At 39.9% G+C, this 19,062-nt stretch carries 16 protein-coding genes; 10 read left to right on the top strand and 6 right to left on the bottom strand.

Features of this window, described 5'->3' with window-relative positions:
* Nucleotides 1-28: 28 nt before the first annotated feature.
* Complete coding sequence (locus ACLGGR_RS13580) at nucleotides 29-1,195, bottom strand: Gfo/Idh/MocA family protein (RefSeq protein WP_410973254.1); 1,167 nt, start codon at nucleotides 1,193-1,195, stop codon at nucleotides 29-31.
* A 347-nt stretch (nucleotides 1,196-1,542) separates the two neighbouring features.
* Between ACLGGR_RS13580 and ACLGGR_RS13575 the strand changes: the two genes are divergently transcribed.
* From ACLGGR_RS13575 to ACLGGR_RS13560, 4 genes are all read left to right on the top strand, one after another.
* Nucleotides 1,543-2,220, top strand: a complete 678-nt coding sequence (locus ACLGGR_RS13575) for a GntR family transcriptional regulator (protein WP_142946760.1) — start codon at nucleotides 1,543-1,545, stop codon at nucleotides 2,218-2,220.
* Nucleotides 2,221-2,238: 18 nt separating this feature from the next.
* Nucleotides 2,239-3,336 carry a mannonate dehydratase gene (gene uxuA, locus ACLGGR_RS13570; RefSeq protein ID WP_041106572.1) on the top strand — a complete coding sequence of 366 codons (1,098 nt, stop codon included), beginning with the start codon at nucleotides 2,239-2,241 and terminating at the stop codon, nucleotides 3,334-3,336.
* On the top strand, nucleotides 3,330-4,184 hold the full coding sequence (locus ACLGGR_RS13565; RefSeq protein WP_410973253.1) for an SDR family oxidoreductase: 855 nt from the start codon (nucleotides 3,330-3,332) through the stop codon (nucleotides 4,182-4,184). Before uxuA ends, ACLGGR_RS13565 begins: the two co-directional genes overlap by 7 nt.
* Before the next feature lie 84 nt (nucleotides 4,185-4,268).
* The gene (locus tag ACLGGR_RS13560; RefSeq protein WP_142946758.1) at nucleotides 4,269-5,822 is read left to right on the top strand and encodes an MFS transporter; all 1,554 of its coding nucleotides are present in this window, start codon (nucleotides 4,269-4,271) and stop codon (nucleotides 5,820-5,822) included.
* A gap of 144 nt (nucleotides 5,823-5,966) precedes the next feature.
* Here the strand turns inward: ACLGGR_RS13560 and ACLGGR_RS13555 are convergent, their stop codons facing one another.
* Nucleotides 5,967-7,400, bottom strand: coding sequence for an amino acid permease (locus ACLGGR_RS13555; RefSeq protein ID WP_142946757.1), 1,434 nt, complete (start codon nucleotides 7,398-7,400; stop codon nucleotides 5,967-5,969).
* Between the two features lie 314 nt (nucleotides 7,401-7,714).
* Between ACLGGR_RS13555 and tcyA the strand changes: the two genes are divergently transcribed.
* The 3 genes from tcyA to ACLGGR_RS13540 are packed head-to-tail and all read left to right on the top strand — an operon-like array spanning nucleotide 7,715 to nucleotide 9,965.
* Nucleotides 7,715-8,530, top strand: a complete 816-nt coding sequence (gene tcyA, locus ACLGGR_RS13550; protein WP_142946756.1) for a cystine ABC transporter substrate-binding lipoprotein TcyA — start codon at nucleotides 7,715-7,717, stop codon at nucleotides 8,528-8,530.
* Nucleotides 8,517-9,209, top strand: a complete 693-nt coding sequence (locus tag ACLGGR_RS13545) for an amino acid ABC transporter permease (protein ID WP_024427294.1) — start codon at nucleotides 8,517-8,519, stop codon at nucleotides 9,207-9,209. Before tcyA ends, ACLGGR_RS13545 begins: the two co-directional genes overlap by 14 nt.
* A 12-nt stretch (nucleotides 9,210-9,221) precedes the next feature.
* Nucleotides 9,222-9,965 carry an amino acid ABC transporter ATP-binding protein gene (locus tag ACLGGR_RS13540; protein WP_024424287.1) on the top strand — a complete coding sequence of 248 codons (744 nt, stop codon included), beginning with the start codon at nucleotides 9,222-9,224 and terminating at the stop codon, nucleotides 9,963-9,965.
* A gap of 40 nt (nucleotides 9,966-10,005) precedes the next feature.
* Here ACLGGR_RS13540 and ACLGGR_RS13535 read toward each other — a convergent pair whose 3' ends face one another.
* The 3 genes from ACLGGR_RS13535 to ACLGGR_RS13525 all read right to left on the bottom strand — a co-directional run bounded on the left by ACLGGR_RS13535 (nucleotide 10,006) and on the right by ACLGGR_RS13525 (nucleotide 14,993).
* On the bottom strand, nucleotides 10,006-10,290 hold the full coding sequence (locus ACLGGR_RS13535; protein WP_039176465.1) for an AbrB/MazE/SpoVT family DNA-binding domain-containing protein: 285 nt from the start codon (nucleotides 10,288-10,290) through the stop codon (nucleotides 10,006-10,008).
* Nucleotides 10,291-10,388: 98 nt separating this feature from the next.
* Nucleotides 10,389-10,949, bottom strand: a complete 561-nt coding sequence (locus ACLGGR_RS13530) for a class D sortase (protein ID WP_142946755.1) — start codon at nucleotides 10,947-10,949, stop codon at nucleotides 10,389-10,391.
* A gap of 6 nt (nucleotides 10,950-10,955) precedes the next feature.
* On the bottom strand, nucleotides 10,956-14,993 hold the full coding sequence (locus ACLGGR_RS13525; RefSeq protein ID WP_410973252.1) for an isopeptide-forming domain-containing fimbrial protein: 4,038 nt from the start codon (nucleotides 14,991-14,993) through the stop codon (nucleotides 10,956-10,958).
* Between the two features lie 544 nt (nucleotides 14,994-15,537).
* Between ACLGGR_RS13525 and ACLGGR_RS13520 the strand changes: the two genes are divergently transcribed.
* The 3 genes from ACLGGR_RS13520 to ACLGGR_RS13510 all read left to right on the top strand — a co-directional run bounded on the left by ACLGGR_RS13520 (nucleotide 15,538) and on the right by ACLGGR_RS13510 (nucleotide 17,642).
* The gene (locus tag ACLGGR_RS13520; RefSeq protein ID WP_142946753.1) at nucleotides 15,538-16,182 is read left to right on the top strand and encodes a YczE/YyaS/YitT family protein; all 645 of its coding nucleotides are present in this window, start codon (nucleotides 15,538-15,540) and stop codon (nucleotides 16,180-16,182) included.
* Between the two features lie 83 nt (nucleotides 16,183-16,265).
* On the top strand, nucleotides 16,266-16,856 hold the full coding sequence (locus tag ACLGGR_RS13515) for a hypothetical protein (RefSeq protein WP_410973251.1): 591 nt from the start codon (nucleotides 16,266-16,268) through the stop codon (nucleotides 16,854-16,856).
* A 93-nt stretch (nucleotides 16,857-16,949) separates the two neighbouring features.
* Nucleotides 16,950-17,642 (top strand): 4'-phosphopantetheinyl transferase family protein, encoded by a 693-nt coding sequence (locus ACLGGR_RS13510; RefSeq protein ID WP_142946751.1) that lies wholly within the window; start codon nucleotides 16,950-16,952, stop codon nucleotides 17,640-17,642.
* Here the strand turns inward: ACLGGR_RS13510 and ACLGGR_RS13505 are convergent.
* The gene (locus ACLGGR_RS13505; RefSeq protein WP_410973250.1) at nucleotides 17,639-18,976 is read right to left on the bottom strand and encodes an aminotransferase-like domain-containing protein; all 1,338 of its coding nucleotides are present in this window, start codon (nucleotides 18,974-18,976) and stop codon (nucleotides 17,639-17,641) included. The genes ACLGGR_RS13510 and ACLGGR_RS13505 overlap by 4 nt on opposite strands.
* Nucleotides 18,977-19,062: the final 86 nt, after the last annotated feature.

Raw genomic sequence — 19,062 nt, 5'->3', positions numbered from 1 at the left:
TAATATTTATCACTTAATAACGTTAGATTCATATTTTCTCGTAATTACCTCCAACGGTTATAGTATCGTCTGAAAAATTTTCTACACTGCTTTGTTTTTCATAAAAATGCTTCACGTTCGCGAGCATTCCTTCACGTGTATAAAAAGGATCGTCTGCTAAAAGAGGAAGCTTCACATGAACACCAAGGTTTGCAGATTTATAGATGGCTGTAATAAGCTCTAGTGTTTTCCTTCCTTCTGTTCCATCAATTAGAAGCTTCTGGTTACCCTTGATAGCCATTAAAAAATTATTTATTTGTCCTTTATGCCCTTCAAATAGTAATTCCGGATATTGATTAAAAGCTTCCTGAATACGATTTTCTAAATCCTCATCATTTTTCTCTTGAGGAAACCCATTTTCTTTAGCTATTTGAGCATTTACTTTCCATGGGACAGATACTCTAGCTTTTTCACCTTGAAAAATCAATTGTTGTTCTTCTCCATGATGAACCACAGAACTGGTTACTTGTGCTAAGCTGCCATTTCCATAACGAAGTACAGCAATAGAAAGGTCTTCAACCTCTGCATTATCATGCAAGGTATTACTAGTTGCTGCAAAAATGTCAGTCGGCAATCCTAACATCCATTGCAACATATCAATATGATGGACAGCATGATTAAGTGTACAACCTCCACCTTCTTTTTCCCATGTACCGCGCCACCATAAATCATAATAACTATGACCACGCCACCAAAAAGAATCAACTTGAGTATGAGCGATTTTTCCAATTAGGTTTTGATCAAGGACATGTTTTAATCTCATAATGGGAGTCATAAACCTGTTTTGAGCAACAACGGATAAAAGCTTCTGGCTTTCAATAGCTGCTTTTATCATTTCGTCACATTCTTTTAGAGAAGAAGCCATCGGTTTTTCTACTAAGACATGTTTGCCTGCTTTAAGAAAATCGATGGCAATGGTTGCGTGCATATAAGGAGGTGTACAAATGGAAACGGCATCAATAGTAGGATCATTCAATAACTCTTGGTAGTTAGCGACAACTCGTGCTTCTAGGTTATATTTTGTTGCTGCAGACATTGCTTTTTCAGGATAAATATCAGCTAAAGCTACAATTTTACTCATTTCAGGCATTGCAAGATAAGCCTCGATATGGGCAGTTGCAATAGATCCCGTTCCTATTATTGCGATGTTGGACATATACATCTTTCCCTTCTGTAAGAAGATAAATGTTCACTTCTAATAACGAGATAGCGCTTTCAAAAAACTTAATGATTCACCTAACTGATAGATTAGAGTACCGTGAGTTTTATGAATATTCTAGTTATACTAGTATGGTAGCTCAAAAACATTATAACTCAATCTTTTTGAATTTTGTATATTTTTTTGAATTTTCTTTTAAATATCCCACACTTTTATGATTGATAATGTCTAACATAGTTGGAATCATCAAATGCTCACAGTACAAATATTCAGAAAAATCAAATCAATGTCTACCATTCTCATGAACTTGTATGGTAGTATGTTAGAGAAAGGAGATTAGAATAATGAATATTGATTTTAAAAACCAAAACCTCTCTACGAGGGAACAAGTTTACAATATGCTAAAAGATCAAATATTAAGCCTGAAGCTTCCACCTGGGACAAATATTTCTGAAAAAGAAATATCAGTTCAATTTAATGTGAGTCGAACTCCTGTAAGAGAAAGCTTTTTAAAATTATCTCAAGAAGGATTATTAAGTATCTATCCTCAACGAGGTACTTTTGTTTCTTTAATTGATTTGAACCTTGTGGAGGAAGCACGGTTTATGCGAGAACATCTCGAGAAGGCAGTGATTAGACTAGCCTGTCAGGAATTTTCTGAAGAGTTGATGAATGATTTAGATATGAATTTAAGTATGCAAAAAATTTGCGTTAAGAAAAAAGACTATAAAAAAATGTTTGAATTAGATGAGGAGTTTCATAGAACTATTTTCAAACAGTGTAAAAAAGAAAAAACATGGTTAGTTATTCAACAGATGAATGTACACTTTAATAGGAGTCGCATGTTAAGGCTAGTAACAGATTATAATTGGGATCATATTCTTTCTCAACATGTGAATATCTTCAAAGCTATACAAGATCAAGATGCTGATAAAGCTGAAAAAATCATGGAAGAACATTTGAAAATTGCACTTGTTGATAAAGAATTATTGAAGAAAGAATATCCAAATTATTTCAAATAAAATTAGGGGTGATAATAGATGAGGATGACATTCAGATGGTTTGGAGAAGGAAACGACACGATCACACTGGAACAAATAAAGCAGATTCCAGGAGTGGAAGGAATTGTTTGGGCACTGCATGATGTGCCCGTAGGAGAAGAGTGGCCAATAGAAAGAATGTTAGAAATGAAAAAATTAGCTGATAAACATAACCTTCATATTGAAGTAGTTGAAAGCGTGAATGTTCATGAAGACATTAAGCTCGGACTTCCAACTAGAGATCGATACATAGAAAATTATAAGAAAACAATTCAGAAGCTAGCAAAGGTGGGTGTTAAAGTCATATGTTATAACTTTATGCCTGTCTTTGATTGGATCCGTACAGACTTAAATAAAACACTTTCTGATGGATCTACAGCTCTATTTTATGAACATAGTCGAATTAAAGATATTGATCCGAAAGAATTAGTAAATAAAATTAGTGAGAACTCCAGTTTAACCATGCCAGGTTGGGAACCAGAGAGGTTAAATCACCTTCACCAACTGTTTGAAGCCTACAGAAATATAACAGAAGATGATTTATGGGCCAACTTGAAATATTTTTTAGATCAAATTATTCCAATTGCAGAACTTCATGATATTAAGATGGCTATTCATCCTGACGATCCACCTTGGCCTGTCTTTGGTCTACCGCGAATAGTAACTAACCAAAAAAACATCAGAAAAATTTTACAACTAAATAGCAGCCCATATCATTGTATAACGCTCTGTACAGGATCTTTAGGAGCAAACTTAGAGAATGATTTAGTTTCTATGATTCACGAATTTATTGATAGAATACCATTTACTCATATAAGAAATGTACGCGTATATGATAACGGGGACTTTGTTGAAACATCGCATCGATCAAAAGATGGATCAGTAGACGTTTCAGCCATTATCCATGCTTATTATGAAAGCGGATTCAAAGGTTATTGTAGACCCGATCATGGAAGACACATTTGGGATGAACAATGCAGGCCTGGATATGGTCTTTATGATAGAGCACTTGGAATTATGTATTTGTGGGGAGCTTGGGATGCTTTAAAAAATAAACAGTCTGTACGAAAAGAAGCAAAGGAGGAAGCTACATGGTAAACATACAAGAAAATAAAAATTTAGCTGGTAAAGTAGCTGTCATAACAGGAGGAAGTGGCGTACTTTGCAGCGCCATGGCAAAGGAACTTGCTAGACATGGCGTGTCTGTGGCTATTTTAAATAGAACAGTCGAAAAGGGCGAAAAGGTAGCCGAAGAAATTAACCTTATGGGTGGGAAAGCGATTGCGATTAAATGTGATGTGATGAATAAAGATAGTGTGGAACAAGCCGAGAAGATTGTATCAGAGGAATTAGGCATGTGTACAATATTGATAAATGGAGCTGGTGGTAACCACTCAAGTGCAAATACAACCAACGAAATATTTCAAACAGAAGACCTTACTAATCCTAAGTTAAATACTTTTTTTCATTTAAGTACAGATAGTGTGCAAAATGTATTTGATTTAAATTTTATGGGGACTTTCATTCCTACACAAATTTTCACTAAACATATGGTTCATCAAAAGGGAGCAGTTGTCATCAACATGTCATCTATGAGTGCCCCTTCTCCAATGACCAAAGTACCTGCTTATAGCGCCGCAAAAGCTGCAATTGAAAATTTCACCAAATGGTTAGCTGTTCATATGGCCGAGGCAGGAATTAGAGTAAATGCTATTGCACCGGGCTTCTTTTTAACCTCACAAAATAAAAACCTTCTCCTAAATGAAGAAGGAGATTATACAGAAAGGTCTCATAAGATTATTTCGAACACACCAATGAGAAGGTTTGGTACGCCAGAAGATCTTCTTGGTACCCTATTATGGCTTGTTGATGATCATATGTCAGCATTTGTTACCGGCGTGACAATTCCTGTTGATGGAGGTTTTATGGCGTATTCAGGTGTTTAATATTTTTATTTTTTTCCTTGTCATACATCTTTATTTTATATGTTTTTTTAAATTTATAAGTAGGCTTGGAAAGGAGAAATAAGAATGCAGACTGAGAACAGGAAACTAACACTCAAAAATTATATTGGTTATGGAACAATGGATTTATTTGGAGGGGGAGCATTCGCTATAATAGGCGCATGGATGTTATATTTTTTCATTACATACTGTGGTCTTACCCCTGTTGAAGCAGGATCTATTATTGCAATTGCACGTATTATTGATGCGATAGCAAGCCCAATTATGGGCCATATCACGGACAATTTTGGTCGTACAAAACTTGGGAAAAAATTTGGAAGACGCAGATTCTTTTTGCTAGTTGGAAGCCCTTTAATGGTTATTTATTCTCTTCTTTGGATTTCTGATATGAATTACTGGTACTATTTAACGGTTTATATTTTGTTAGAATTCCTTGCAGCAATGGTATTAATTCCATTTGAAACACTTGGAGCTGAAATGACGAATGATTTTAATGCACGGACCAAGCTCTCAACAATAAGATTAATCTATTCAGGACTAGGAACATTTTTAGCTACCTTTATTCCAGGCAGATTATTCGAAATATTCGGAAAAGATTCACCTCAAGTTTTTCTTTACAATGGGATTATCTTCACCTTTATTTTTATGGCGGCATTATTAATTACACATAGAACAACATGGGAACGTAAAATAGAAGAAGACATGATAGAACCTGATGGTGTAGAAAAAGTACCTGCTATAGAATCCATAAAAAAAGTCATCATTGACTTAACATCTACTTTTAGAATAAGAAGTTTCCGTCAGCACCTCACGATGTATATTTGTTCGTTTACGGCCATGGATATTTTAAACGCTGTCTTTGTCTACTTTGTTGTGTTTTCTTTAAATAAAGATGCAGTGCTCGCAGCCGATTTATTATCTATTGGTTCATTACTTCAAATGTTATGTACAATATTGTTTGGTTGGCTCGTGATTAAAATAGGTCCTGCGCCATCTTTGAGAATATCTTATATTGCTATTATTACATGTATAAGTGGTTATATATTTTTATACTTCACACAACCAACTTATATGATTATAGCGCTGTATGCTTTCTCTGTTATCTTAGGAATCGGAAAGAGTGGATTATATTATATACCATGGAATATTTACACTTTCATTCCTGATGTAGATGAAATGGTCACTCGTAAAAGAAGAGAAGGAATATTTGCAGGTATTATGACTTTTACACGCAAGAGTACTACAGCTTTAGCCACATTCTTGGTAGGAGTTATTTTACAGGAAAGTGGATTTGTTGCAAGCGCGACGACGCAGTCTACGACAGCAATAAATGGGATTGTAGGTATTCTGTTTTTCGGAACTGTAGGGCTAGTCGGTATTAGTTTAGTTATTTCATTTAAATTTAAATTATCTAAGAAAACCCATTCCATTATGATTAATGAAATTAATAGGTTAAAGAATAATGGTTCAATGGAACAGGCTGATGATGAAACAAGAAGTGTTTTGAAAGCGCTAACAGGATGGGATTACGAGAAGCTTTGGGGTAATAATAACGTAGGATATCAGAATAAACTCCAACATTTTGAACAACAAGATTTGAAACAGCAGGATATGAACTAACTTTTGTTGTTAGTTGAGAACTACAGCACAGTTAAATAGTACTTCTATTGATATGAGAAGTTCCAGAATCACTTCAAGAAAAAAACACCTTCAGATTTATATCTGAGGTGTTTTAAAATATCTTATATTTAGTGTTTTTTGATTTTAAAACCGAATCTCGTCATCTCCATGGATTTGCAGCTTCAGTGGCTCACTTTGTGCCTGATGCTTTTTCACATAGCGGTGATAGACAATATACCCAATGATCATGAGCGGTACACCGACATATAGCCCGATGCGCTGCTCTTGATCAAAGGCAAGGCTGACCAATACGATGGTATTCAGTGTAATTGCAATGATCGGCAGCACTGGATAAAGAGGCGTTTTAAATTTTAAGTTTTCCAGCTTTCCGCCTGCTTTCAAATATTTTCTACGGAAAAGCAGCTGTGATAATGTAATCGTGATCCAGCCTGTCTGGGCACTCATACCGGCAATGGACACGATCCAGGCAAATACCGTTTTCTCTGCAAAGAACCCGGATAACAGCGAAATCCCTGTAAACAGGAAGGTGAGCAGTAAGGCATTCATCGGAATACCGCGCTGATTGACTCGTCTGAACGCCTTCCCTGCCATTCCTTCCTTTGATAAGGAATACAGCATTCTCGTCGATGCATACAAGCCAGAGTTCGCAACAGATAATAAAGCAATGATAATGACAAAGTTCATGATGTCTGCCGCAAAAGGAATGCCCGTTCTCTCAAACACAGTAACAAATGGGCTTTGCAGCACACTGGCTTCCTTCCAAGGCACCATACCGGCTAAGACAAAAATAGATAAGACGAAAAAGACAAGTGTACGCCATACGGTCTGATGGATCGAACGGGGAACGGTTTTCTCAGGGTTTTCACTTTCTCCTGCCGCAATCCCGATCAGTTCTGTTCCTTGAAACGAAAAATTCACCGTGATCATCGTGACCACAACGGCAAGCAGGCCATTTGGAAACAGCCCATCATTCACAAAATGACTGAAGTAAGGCGCGGGTTCACCGCTCGTTGTATCAATAAACCCAAACATCGCCGCTCCGCCTACGCCAATAAAGAGTAAAATCGCAATAATCTTAATGGTAGAAAAGAAAAACTCCGACTCCCCGAACGCTTTCGCTGACCGGGCATTTAATAAGAAAAGACAGAGTCCGAATATGAGACACCAAATCCATACATCCACCTGCGGGAGCCAGCGCCTCATCAGCTGTCCTGCTGATAAGAACTCTAGGGCGACCGTTGCCGCCCAGCCGAGCCAATAAATCCAGCCAACAGCAAAACCAGCTGCCGGGCTGACAAATTTCGTCGCATACGTATGAAACGACCCCGACACAGGAAGTGCAACAGACAGCTCCCCAAGACACAGCATGGTTAAATACATGATCAATCCGCCCACAATATATGAAAGAACGGCTCCGACCGGCCCTGCTTGTCCAATCGTATAGCCCGTTCCTAAGAAAAAGCCTGTCCCAATGACACCGCCAAGTGAAATCATAAATAAATGGCGGGAGGTCATCGCCCTTTTCAATTGTTCAGGCTGATTTTGTCCAACATCCACAATGATGCCCTCCTTCTTCTAAGATGCTCTGTTATCAAAACATGTCTCCATGTGATTCATTCCATTTTCAAAACAACCTACTAATTATACATCTTTTATAATAAATATGCTTCCTTCTATGGTCACTGTCTCAAAGTCTTTATTTTAGTAATGTTCGCACAAATAAGATGAATGACTTTTTAGGTTTGAAAGAAATGGGTTGCGGGCATAAAGTTGGTGAGATTCGCTCAAGCTAGTTTCAAATGCTTTACTTTTAGGTTGCTTCTCTGTAAGATCATATGTTGTAAATACCAACAAGAAAAGTGGGGAATAAAATGAAAAAAATGTTCTTTGCCATTATGTTAGGCGTTTGTGTTGCATTGATCACGGCATGTGGATCTGGTGCAAGCGACAACGCGAATAAACAATCTGGGTCTAAGGAATCAGGCGACCTTTGGAAATCCATTCAGGATAAAGGTGTTCTGACGATCGGAACAGAGGGTACTTATGCTCCTTTCACATTCCATGACAAAAAGACAGATAAATTAACTGGCTACGATGTAGAAGTCATCACAGAAGTAGCAAAACGTCTTGACCTAAAACCTGAATTCAAAGAAACACAATGGGACAGCATGTTTGCTGGACTGAATGCAAAACGTTTTGACGTGGTAGCGAACCAAGTTGGTAAAACTGGACGTGAAAATCAATATGATTTCTCTGATAAATACACAACGTCTCAAGCGATTGTTGTGACAAAGTCAGATAACAACGACATCAAGAAACTATCTGATGTCAAAGGTAAAAAAGCAGCACAATCATTAACAAGTAACTACAATAAACTAGCAACAGATGCTGGCGCTAAGATTGAAGGCGTTGAAGGTCTTGCACAATCCATTCAATTGATTCAGCAAGGACGTGCTGATCTAACGTTCAATGACAAATTGGCTGTATTGAATTACTTGAAAACAAGCGGTAACAAAAACCTAAAAGTTGCATTTGAAACAGGAGATCCACAAGAAACTTATTTTGCCTTCAGAAAAGGCAGCGGCGAAGTCGTTGACAAAGTGAATGGCGCACTAAAAGAAATGAAGAAAGACGGTACACTCGCTAAGATTTCTAAGAAATGGTTTGGTGAAGATGTTACAAAATAATATCCTAGGAGTCGTCATTCCTTGGGATCTTCTTCAGCAATCTTTTTGGCCAATGGTGATGCAGGGGATTTATTATACAATTCCCCTCGCCATCATTGCCTTTATTATTGGTATTTTTATCGCGCTTGTGACAGCTCTTGCTAGAATGTCTAAAATGAAAGCCCTCAGATGGATCTTCTCCATCTATGTGTCGGCCGTTCGCGGAACGCCGCTTTTTGTGCAATTGTTTATTATTTTCTATTTCTTTCCGACATTTAATATCACACTGGATCCATATCCAAGTGCCATTATTGCTTTTTCATTAAACGTAGGTGCGTATGCGTCGGAAATTATCCGTGCATCTGTCCTGTCTGTTCCAAAAGGACAATGGGAAGCTGGTTATTCAATCGGAATGACGCATCGCAAAACACTCGTCCGCGTGATTTTACCGCAGGCTGTGCGTGTATCGATTCCACCGCTCTCTAATTCATTCATTAGTTTGGTGAAGGATACATCCCTTGCCTCCCAAATTCTCGTGGCAGAGATGTTCCGTAAATCACAGGAAATTGCTGCGGCGAACTTGGATCAAATCTTGTTTATTTATATGGAAGCAGCCCTCATCTATTGGGTATTCTGCTTCATTCTATCGCTCGTTCAGCACCAAATTGAAAAACGACTTGATCGATATGTCGCAAGGTAAGGAGGGAACGACATGCTAACAGTCAAAGGCTTAAAGAAATCCTTTGGGGAAAATGAGATTTTAAAGTCGATTGATTTTTCGATTAACAAAGGCCAGGTTGTGGCCATTCTTGGTCCATCTGGTTCAGGAAAAACAACGATGCTTCGCTGTTTAAATGCACTTGAAATACCAAATGGCGGCTCCTTTACCTTCGATGATTTCTCGATTGATTTTTCGAAAAAAAATAAATCAGCTGATCTGCTGAAGCTTCGCCGGAAATCAGGAATGGTGTTTCAAGATTATCACCTGTTTCCTCACCGCACAGTGCTTGAAAATGTGATGGAAGGTCCTGTTCAGGTGCAGCGCCGTCCAAAGGAAACGGTTCGAAAAGAAGCCATTCAGCTCTTGCAAAAGGTCGGTCTTGAAGATAAAAAAGACCTGTATCCATTCCAGCTGTCAGGCGGTCAAAAGCAGCGTGTCGGGATTGCCCGTGCACTTGCCATTCAGCCAGAGCTTATGCTTTTTGATGAACCTACCTCTGCGCTTGACCCTGAGCTTGTCGGGGAAGTCTTAAAAGTCATGAAGGATCTAGCGAAGGAAGGCTGGACCATGGCAGTTGTCACACATGAAATCAAGTTTGCCCAAGAAGTAGCAGACGAAGTGATTTTTATTGATGGCGGCGTCATCGTCGAACAAGGTCCTCCAGAAGAAATCTTCAAACGACCAAAGGAAGAACGAACAAAACAATTCTTAAACCGGATTTTGAATCCAGTATGATGAAAAAAGGCTGTTCTCACGTGGTGAGGACAGCCTTTTTTTATATCTCTTTTTGAAGGCGAAGCGCCAGTAAATCTTGCAGGAGCAGTCTCGCTCCCTCTGGACTGATAACCACCCCGCCGGATAGCACTTTATTGGAACACGTCACTTGTCCTGTTACAATACAAGGTTTGTCCTGCCAATACGGCTTCATCACAATTTGGTCTTCTTCTCGATAAATCTCCATAAAATCTTGCGGATGAATGTTCAACCGTTTTCTCATCTCTGTCGGAAGAACAATTCTTCCAAATTTATCTATATATTTAACATAATCGTTATTTAACAAATTGCCCCCTCCTGCATCTCTAGATATGATATAGACGATTCCCTCTTTATAAAGGGATTAAGCGATCAAATCGGTTAATCTGCAGGCTGCTCCAGTGACTAAATACGCTTCCCATATATGATATATCTGTTTGGTGCAGGACCAATGAAAGAAAAAGGATAACATGTTGTCAGGACAAGTTCTTCCTTTTCCTGTTGTAGTGTAATAATACTTTGATCATCTTTTTTCACAATCTTTGTTTTCTCAATTTCATAGACAAAACGTCCATATGAAAGCTCAATAATGAGTTGATCTCCCTTCACAAGTTCTCCTGTTCGCCTAAACACCGTATCACGATGCCCTGATAAAACGATTTGTCCCTGTTGATTCGGAAAATAACTCTCATGAAAGTGACCAACACCTTTTGCTAAATCATCTGCTTCTGTTCCTTCTACAATCGGTAACTCAGCTCTTAGTTTTGGGATGTGCAAGATCCCAATCGTTTCACCAGCCTGCGGCGCAAAAGGGGAATCCTTTTGCCCCTTTTGCTGGATAGCTGCTTGTGCAGACTGAAATGACTGTTCTACTTCTTTTTGTCCATCAACGATATTTAAATACCCTACAATTGCGAGACAAAGACCTGCTGTGATCAATATCGCTGAGATGAATTTTTGAAACATGACTGTTTATCCGTTTCTTTTTCTTCTATTCCAGATGATAAGAGCTGCACCTATTAGTACGAGGGCAAATCCTGCTAGTAAAAGGTTGTACATTGCTGTTGCAGTGTTCGGAAGATGATGTCCAGGTGTATCCGTTTCTGAATGAGAAGGCTGTTCTGGATTCCCTGGCACCTCTGGCACATGCGGCGGTTCTACCGTTGTTGAATTTTCAGGTTTATCTGGTTCATCAACATTTTCACCCTTCACAACTGCGATATTTTGAATGGTTTTACCTTCAGATCCTTTAGCAACCTTCGCTTCAAAAGTAATCGTATGCCAGTCCGTATCTTTGATATCACCAAATTGACCGGTCACTGTGCCTTTTGTGTAGTCTCCGTTGTCATCATCTTTTGCATCTGTCACAGCTTGATCATCTACTTTTAATGATCCTTCAACGTATTCAAGACCTTCTGGCAATTGATCTGCGATGACTAGACCTTTGATGACACTGTCTTCTACACTATTTTTTGTTTTGATGGTGTAAAGGAGAGTGTCGCCTGCCTGTACTTGTTTTTCATTTGTATTGCCTTCTGCTTTTTGAGCAATCTCAGATGTTTTTTCTGATTCAAGCTTTGGATCTCTTGGATCAATGTTTGTTTCGGTTGTTGGTTCATCTGGCGGTGTGTTTTCGCCTGTTACTTTCGCTGTGTTTTGAATGCTTTTACCTGATTGGCCTTTAGCGACCTTCGCTTCAAACGTCACGGTATGCCAGTCCGTATCTTTAATATCACCAAATTGACCGGTCACTGTGCCTTTTGTGTAATCTCCATTGTCGTCATCTTTTGCATCTGTGACGGTTTGTCCATCTACTTTAAGTGAACCTTCGACATATTGAAGACCTTCTGGCAGCTTATCTGTGATCACTAGATCTTTGATGACACTGTCTTCTACACTATTTTTTGTTTTGATGGTGTAAAGAAGGGTGTCGCCTGCCTGTACTTGTTTTTCATCTGTATTGCCTTCTGCTTTTTGAGCAATCTCAGATGTTTTTTCTGATTCAAGCTTTGGATCTCTTGGATCAATGTTTGTTTCGGTTGTTGGTTCATCTGGCGGTGTGTTTTCGCCTGTTACTTTCGCTGTGTTTTGAATGCTTTTACCTGATTGGCCTTTAGCGACCTTCGCTTCAAACGTCACCGTATGCCAGTTCGTATCTTTAATATCGCCAAATTGACCGGTGACTGTGCCTTTTGTGTAGTCTCCGTTGTCATCATCTTTTGCATCTGTGACGGTTTGTCCATCTACTTTTAGTGAACCTTCGACATATTGAAGACCTTCTGGCAGTTCATCGGAAATCACAAGATTGTTGACGATGCTGTCTTCTTCAAGATTCTTTGTTTTGATCGTATAAAGAAGGGTATCGCCTACTTGTGGTGTCTTTTTATCCTTGTTGCCTTCTGCCTTTTTCTGAATACTCGCAGCCTTTTCTGATGCTAGTTTTGGTTCACGAGGATAAATTTCTGTTTTTGTTGTTGGATCATCTGGCGGCGTGTTTTCGCCAGTTACTTCGGCTGTGTTTTGAATGTCTTGACCAGCCTGTCCCTTTTCAACTGTCACTTCAAACGTCACGGTATGCCAATCCGTGTCCTTCACATCACCAAAAGAACCTGTAACTTTTCCATCTGTGTAGTCTCCACTATCGTCGTCTTTCACATCTGTGACAGATTCTCCATCAACCTGAAGAGATCCAGTGACATACTTCAGCCCTTTTGGTAATTGATCTGAGATCACAAGATTTTTAACAAGACTGTCTTCTACCGTGTTCTTTGTTTTAATTGTATAAAGAAGGGTATCGCCTACTTCTGGATGTTTCTCATCTTTGTTACCTTCTGCTTTTTTCTGCAAGACCGCTGATTTTTCTGATTCAAGCTTTGGATCACGCGGATAGATTTCTGTATTTGTTGTCGGCTTATCTGGCGGTGTGTTTTCACCTGTGACACTCGCGGTATTTTGAATGTCTTTACCAGATTGTCCTTTTTCAACCGTGACTTCAAACGTCACTGTATACCAATCTGTATCCTTAATGTCGCCAAATTGTCCTGAGATGGTTCCGTTTGTAAAGTCTCCGTTATCGTCATCCTTTGCGTCTGTGACTGCATCTCCATTCACCTGAAGTGAATTCGGTACATACGCCAATCCTTCCGGCAGTTCATCTGAGATCACTAAGTTTTCAACGAGACTGTCTTCTATCGTATTCTTTGTTTTAATTGTATAAAGAAGGGTGTCACCGACCTCTGGATGCTGCTCATCTGTGTTCCCTTCTGCTTTTTTCTGTAAGACCGCTGATTTTTCTGAAGTCAGTTTCGGGTCACGCGGATAGATTTCTACATTCGTTGTCGGCTCGTCTGGCGGTGTGTTGCCGCTTGTAACATTGGCTGTATTTTGAATATCTTTGCCTGACTGACCTTTTTCAACTGTGACTTCAAACGTCACGGTATGCCATTTCGCATCTTTCACTTCACCGATCGTTCCGGTGACAGTTCCATCTGTCATATCACCGTTATCATCATCTTTTGCATCTGTGACTGGATTTCCATCTACCTGAAGTGAATTTGGTACATATGATAACCCTTGAGGTAACTTATCAGAAATCACAAGATCTTCAATGACGCTGTCTTCAATCGCATTACGGGCTTGAATGGTATACAGTAATGTGTCGCCTACTTCTGGATGCTTCTCATCTGTATTCCCTTCTGCTTTTTTCTGCAAGACCGCTGATTTTTTTGATTCAAGTTTTGGATCACGCGGGTAAATTTCTATGTTTGTTGTTGGTTCATCCGGCGGTGTGTTTTCCCCTTTGACATTCGCGGTATTTTGAATATCTTTGCCTGCCTGACCTTTGCCTACCGTCGCTTCAAATGTCACTGTGTGCCAATCGGTATCTTTTACGTCACCTATATGACCTGAAACAGTGCCGTTTGTATAATCACCTTTGTCTTGATCTTTTGCATCTGTTACGCTCGTTCCATCCACCTTAAGAGACCCTGAAACATACGTTAAGCTGCTTGGCAGTTTATCTGATACGATCAGATTTTTGACAATACCATATTGCACGGTATTTTTTGCTTTAATTGTATAAAGTAACGTGTCGCCTACTTCTGGATGCTTCTCATCTGTGTTGCCCTCTGCTTTTTTCTGTAAGACAACTGATTTTTCTGATTCAAGCTCTGGAGGATATGGATCAAATTCTGGCTTAACCCGCGAAGCTAAATCGTAAGATAATGAATCACCTACAGTGCCCATATATGTTGTACTTAATGTTTTCGCATCAAGTGTAAAAAGAGTGGAATGGCCAATAGAGTCATTTAATCCTGACTGTAATAGCATTTGTCCATTGGGCAAAAAGCTAATCCCCCGAACGCCTCCGTCAATCGTTTTACCATCTGCATTTTTAATCGGAATGACACGAATGACTTCTGCTGTATCAGGGTTCATTTGCGCAATGGCCCCACTGCCATTTGATGCGAACCAAAGATAGCCGTCCTTATCAACGACAAGATCTCCGCCAACGCCAGACCCGATGTCATATCCGACAATTTTTTTAGACGATTTTTGACCCGTAGCTAAATCGTATGTTCCAAGGAAATATTCTCCATTCGAAGAGTAAGAATGTATATATTTCCCATTATGGACAACGGCATTAGACGCACCTCCAGCTAAAACGCCTACACGCTCAGCTTGTCCTGTCGTCGCATTTATTTTATAAAGAACAGGCTCCCCATTTGCTGTCGTAGTTGCATACACCAAATTTTCTTGATCATTTACAGCCACACCGTTCACTGAAGTCGAATTGATTCCTTTCACCTGAACACTAGCCTTTACGCTAGTTGGGTTATTCCCATCGAGCTGATAAAGAATTAACGGGTTACTTCCAATGATATAGGAATCTGTGTTGTTGACTGCCACTGTTCCTGCGGCCTTAGTGATAGATGGAGAGACCGTTAATAGATTTCCAACGATCAGCACCAATATAAGAAATAATTGACTCGTTCTTTTTAATAAGTTCATTCTTTGACCTCCCCTTTTTCTCGCTTCATATTGTAATGGTATGTACCAGTTCACCTCCCACACTTTGGTAAAGAATATCAGTAACATTTCAAATGCCTCAACATGACTAAATGACTATTTTCGACAAAAATAGTCATTTAGTAACATACACTTCTCGATGTTTGATTCACCTATGTTTTTTCCAATAAAATGACCTTTTTTATCGTATACCTCCGCATTTTCCTTTTCTTCCAAACAGGTCTAATGACATGATTTATATACAATCTCTTCTATTTAAAGATAATTATTCTTTAATTGGTTGCAGATTATTTTTTTGGGAAAATATATTGAATTATTTTCTTTTTCTTTTAAAATGCGGAAATTAATGGCTTCTTTTGCTAAAAAAAACAATCCGAAAGTCTTGCTGCTTGTTTTGATGCTTTGACCCTTACAATTCGACAAAATTCTTTTTTGAGTAAGCGATTACAATTGAGCAAAGCCATTTAAAGGGGCGTGCGAGTATGTTACGATGGAAATCGAGTGTTTAAGAAAGAAGGGAAAGCTTTTGAAGCGGGAACATCTTTTACGTTGGTTTTTTTACTTTACTGGATTGATCGTACTTGCTTTTGGACTATCGCTGACAGTGAAAGGAAAGATCCTTGGCATTGGTCCTTGGGACGCATTTCATTATGGACTGTTTCAGCATTTTGGTTTAACCATTGGACAATGGTCGATCATTATTGGTGCACTGATTGTGACACTGACTTCTGTCTTCACGAAATCATTTCCAAAGATCGGCGCCCTGCTCAATATGGTGCTGATTGGCGTGTTTATTGATTTCTTTAATGCGGTATTACCTGCGCCACATGGATATTTACCGGCTTTATATGTATTTATTACAGGTGTTGTTGTCTCTGGGTATGGTGTTGGCATTTATGTCTCAGCCAATCTTGGCGCTGGGCCAAGGGATTCATTAATGCTGCTCATCTCAGCGAAAACAGGGCTGAACGTTCAGTGGGTTCGAAATGGTATTGAGTTAACTGTGCTTTTGTTTGCATGGATGCTCGGCGGACCGATCGGTATTGGAACGATTTTGACTGCTATCTTCACAGGTCTTGTCCTGCGTTTCTCCTTACCGCAATCAACACGGCTCCTACAGCTGCTCATTACAAAAACAGCAGAGAAACCTGTTCAAACCCTTACAAGATGAAAGCAAGCCATTCTATGATAAGAATGGCTTTTCTTGTGTTAAAATTATTTAACGGAATATTCAGATATAGGAGATGAGACCTCATGCAGCTTTTCCACTATCATTACTGGACACCATTTGTTGAAGAGACAGAACAAACATATCGTTCGCTAGGCTTTGAGGTTAAAGGCCGTTTCACAAAGGATGGCTCCTATCATCCCCCGCTGACATGGGATGATTTTAGAGAAGAGCAGCCGACCTTTCGAATCATCGAAATGAGAAAAGGACAGATCAATATCACATTTGGCTATAGTAAAAAAGTCCTTTTTGATCACATCGGCTTTCTTGTCTCAGACAAAGAATATGATCAGCTGCTTAAACAAGCTAAAGAACTAAACTGGCCAATCCAAGCTGGGGAACGGAGAACGTTTCTTTCGACACCTCTTCGTTTAAGGCTTGAGTTACAGCGCCGTACAGATGTCATTGAAAATGGAAACGATGCGCTGCATGCGATGACAATTGCTGTTCCTGATTTGTCAAAGACACCTAAAGTTGATCAGCTGCTATCACCTTTGAATCAGCCCATTCGCTGGCAAAAAGGAGAACGGCTTTCCCTGCTTGACGTGCTCATGACGGATGATGATGGAGTTGATACAATTGATCCGAATGGTGTTCACATCGTGAATCGTACGTAAAAGTAGCGGGGCTCGCTGCCTTTTTACGTTAATGGACCCTTTTGCACGCCGCTCTCCAATGGTACAATCAATGTAAAAAATTAGAGGTTCGTTATGAAGATATTTGCTATCCAATTACAACACTTAGATGAAATCAATGCACGACAACAAATAGAACGTCTGAAACCCTTTGTGTCATCTGAAAAGCGTGCTGCGGCTGAACGCTTTCGTTTTTTGATCGATGCAAGAAGAACCTTGTTAGGTGAAGTGCTGGTTCGTCAAACGATCCATGATATGTACGAGCTGCCTATGGATCAGATCGTTTTTGAAACAGAGGGCAATGGCAAACCTGTTGTCCGGCAGCTTCCTTCTTTTCATTTTAATCTTTCTCACTCTGGCGATTGGGTCGTTTGCGCAGTAGATGATGCACCTGTGGGCATTGATATTGAGGAAATCAAGCCTATTGATCTGGAGATTGCCAAACGATTTTTTTCAGCGGATGAGTATCAGGATTTACTCTCAAAACCGGCAGAACGGCAGGAAGCCTATTTCTTTCATCTATGGTCAATGAAGGAGGCCTTTATCAAGCTGACTGGAAAAGGATTATCCTATGGGCTGTCGTCCTTTACAGCCCGTCTGTCAGAGGATGGACAGGCTGCGTTGACATTACCTGATCATGAAGCGCCTTGCTTTGTTCAAACATACTCACTTGACCCTGCCTACCAAATGGCGGTATGCACACGAAAACCTGCTGCGGCTGAAAGCGTTGAGAGACTCGCTTGCAGCGATGTACTGTCCCGCCTTTAATAACGCGTGCTTTGCTGAAATACCGTCTTTAATAGATCGACTCCGCGTGTAATCTGCTCTTCTTTCACCTGCCAGATGTTCAGCTGAAGAATGGGCTCCTTTTGATAGGCCGACAGGTAATAACGGTCAATTGGCTGAATGGAAACAGATGCCTTTTTCAGCTGCTGAATAAGCTGGTTCATGGGAATCGACCGGTCGACACGCAAATGTGTATGGGTAGCCGGCTCCTGTTCTCCCAGCAGATAAGCGCTCTGATCATTTTTTAATCTTGCTACGAGCTGCTTGGCGCGGTTTCGATAGGTCGCCTGCATCCTGTCTCTATGCCGCTCAAACATCCCGCTTTTTAAATATATTTCTAAGGCTGCCTGGGACAGCATGGAGCTGTCGATATCAATCAGTCGTTTGTGTTCGCTAAAAGGTCGAATCAGTTCTTCAGGTAAGACGACCGCTCCTGTTCGAAGCCCCGGAAAAATGATTTTAGAAAAGCTTTTCAAATAAATGACCTTTCCTGCCTGATCGTACGAGTAGATCGGGTCTCTTTTTGTGTCGAATTCTAAATCTGCTATATAATCATCCTCAACAATGTAGACATCATATTTCTCAGCAAGGGCTGCAATCGCTCTTTTTTCTCGTTTTGATAAACTCGTTCCAAGCGGGTTTTGAAATCTTGGCATCGTATAGAAAAAACGAATCTCCTCTTCTCGAAAGATACGCTCTAATTCCTGAAGATCCAGCCCTTTTTCCGTCCGCTGAATTCCGCGCACAGGCAATTGATTTTTCTCTAAATATTGGAGATATAAGTGATAACCCGGCTGTTCGACTAGTATGGTTTGTTTTCCATTCGGAAAAGGGATGGTGCTTAAAATGGATAAAGCGAGCTGAATACCAGAGGTCATGACGATCTGTTCTGGATGAGCAAACACTTGATAATCCATTAATCGCTTTGAAATGACTGGCAGCAGTGATGGTAAGCCGTTGGTTGTGCCGTAAATAAATAAGTCATTTTGATACAAATCGATCGCTTGGTTGATGCAGTGCTGGAAATCGACATATGGAAACACGACGGGATCAGGTGCAGATGAAGCAAAATCAATCCATGTGCCGTCCTGCTTGCCTGCTGGCTGCTTCGTTTTCACGACATAGTAGCCGCTTCTTTCTACAGAATACAGCAGATGTCCACGCTCCAATGTATCCAGCGCCTTGATGACAGTGCTTTTACTCACTGCATATTGAGCCGCTAAGTGGCGAATGGATGGAATTTTCATCCCAGCACTGTACTCACCAGACTCCATTTTTTCTTTTAAGCTCAAGACAAGCTGATCATATTTCCTCACACCTTTTCCTCCTTGTACCGGTACAGATATCATGTTCTCTTATTGTACACGTTAAGTGATCCGATTACGATAGAAGAACAGAACCG

The organism is Bacillus sp. BD48, assembly GCF_046566805.1.
In the GTDB taxonomy this organism is placed as follows: domain Bacteria; phylum Bacillota; class Bacilli; order Bacillales; family Bacillaceae; genus Bacillus; species Bacillus safensis.
This window is presented reverse-complemented; position numbering and strand designations above follow the sequence as displayed.

Bases quoted from the DNA above. Each gene is read 5' to 3' on its own strand.
- tcyA (WP_142946756.1), top strand. From the start codon at position 7,715: ATGAAAAAAATGTTCTTTGCCATTATGTTAGGCGTTTGTGTTGCATTG.
- ACLGGR_RS13575 (WP_142946760.1), top strand. From the start codon at position 1,543: ATGAATATTGATTTTAAAAACCAAAACCTCTCTACGAGGGAACAAGTT.
- ACLGGR_RS13560 (WP_142946758.1), top strand. From the start codon at position 4,269: ATGCAGACTGAGAACAGGAAACTAACACTCAAAAATTATATTGGTTAT.
- ACLGGR_RS13565 (WP_410973253.1), top strand. From the start codon at position 3,330: ATGGTAAACATACAAGAAAATAAAAATTTAGCTGGTAAAGTAGCTGTC.
- uxuA (WP_041106572.1), top strand. From the start codon at position 2,239: ATGAGGATGACATTCAGATGGTTTGGAGAAGGAAACGACACGATCACA.
- ACLGGR_RS13515 (WP_410973251.1), top strand. From the start codon at position 16,266: ATGCAGCTTTTCCACTATCATTACTGGACACCATTTGTTGAAGAGACA.
- ACLGGR_RS13580 (WP_410973254.1), bottom strand. From the start codon at position 1,195: ATGTCCAACATCGCAATAATAGGAACGGGATCTATTGCAACTGCCCAT.
- ACLGGR_RS13540 (WP_024424287.1), top strand. From the start codon at position 9,222: ATGCTAACAGTCAAAGGCTTAAAGAAATCCTTTGGGGAAAATGAGATT.
- ACLGGR_RS13530 (WP_142946755.1), bottom strand. From the start codon at position 10,949: ATGTTTCAAAAATTCATCTCAGCGATATTGATCACAGCAGGTCTTTGT.
- ACLGGR_RS13545 (WP_024427294.1), top strand. From the start codon at position 8,517: ATGTTACAAAATAATATCCTAGGAGTCGTCATTCCTTGGGATCTTCTT.
- ACLGGR_RS13510 (WP_142946751.1), top strand. From the start codon at position 16,950: ATGAAGATATTTGCTATCCAATTACAACACTTAGATGAAATCAATGCA.
- ACLGGR_RS13525 (WP_410973252.1), bottom strand. From the start codon at position 14,993: ATGAACTTATTAAAAAGAACGAGTCAATTATTTCTTATATTGGTGCTG.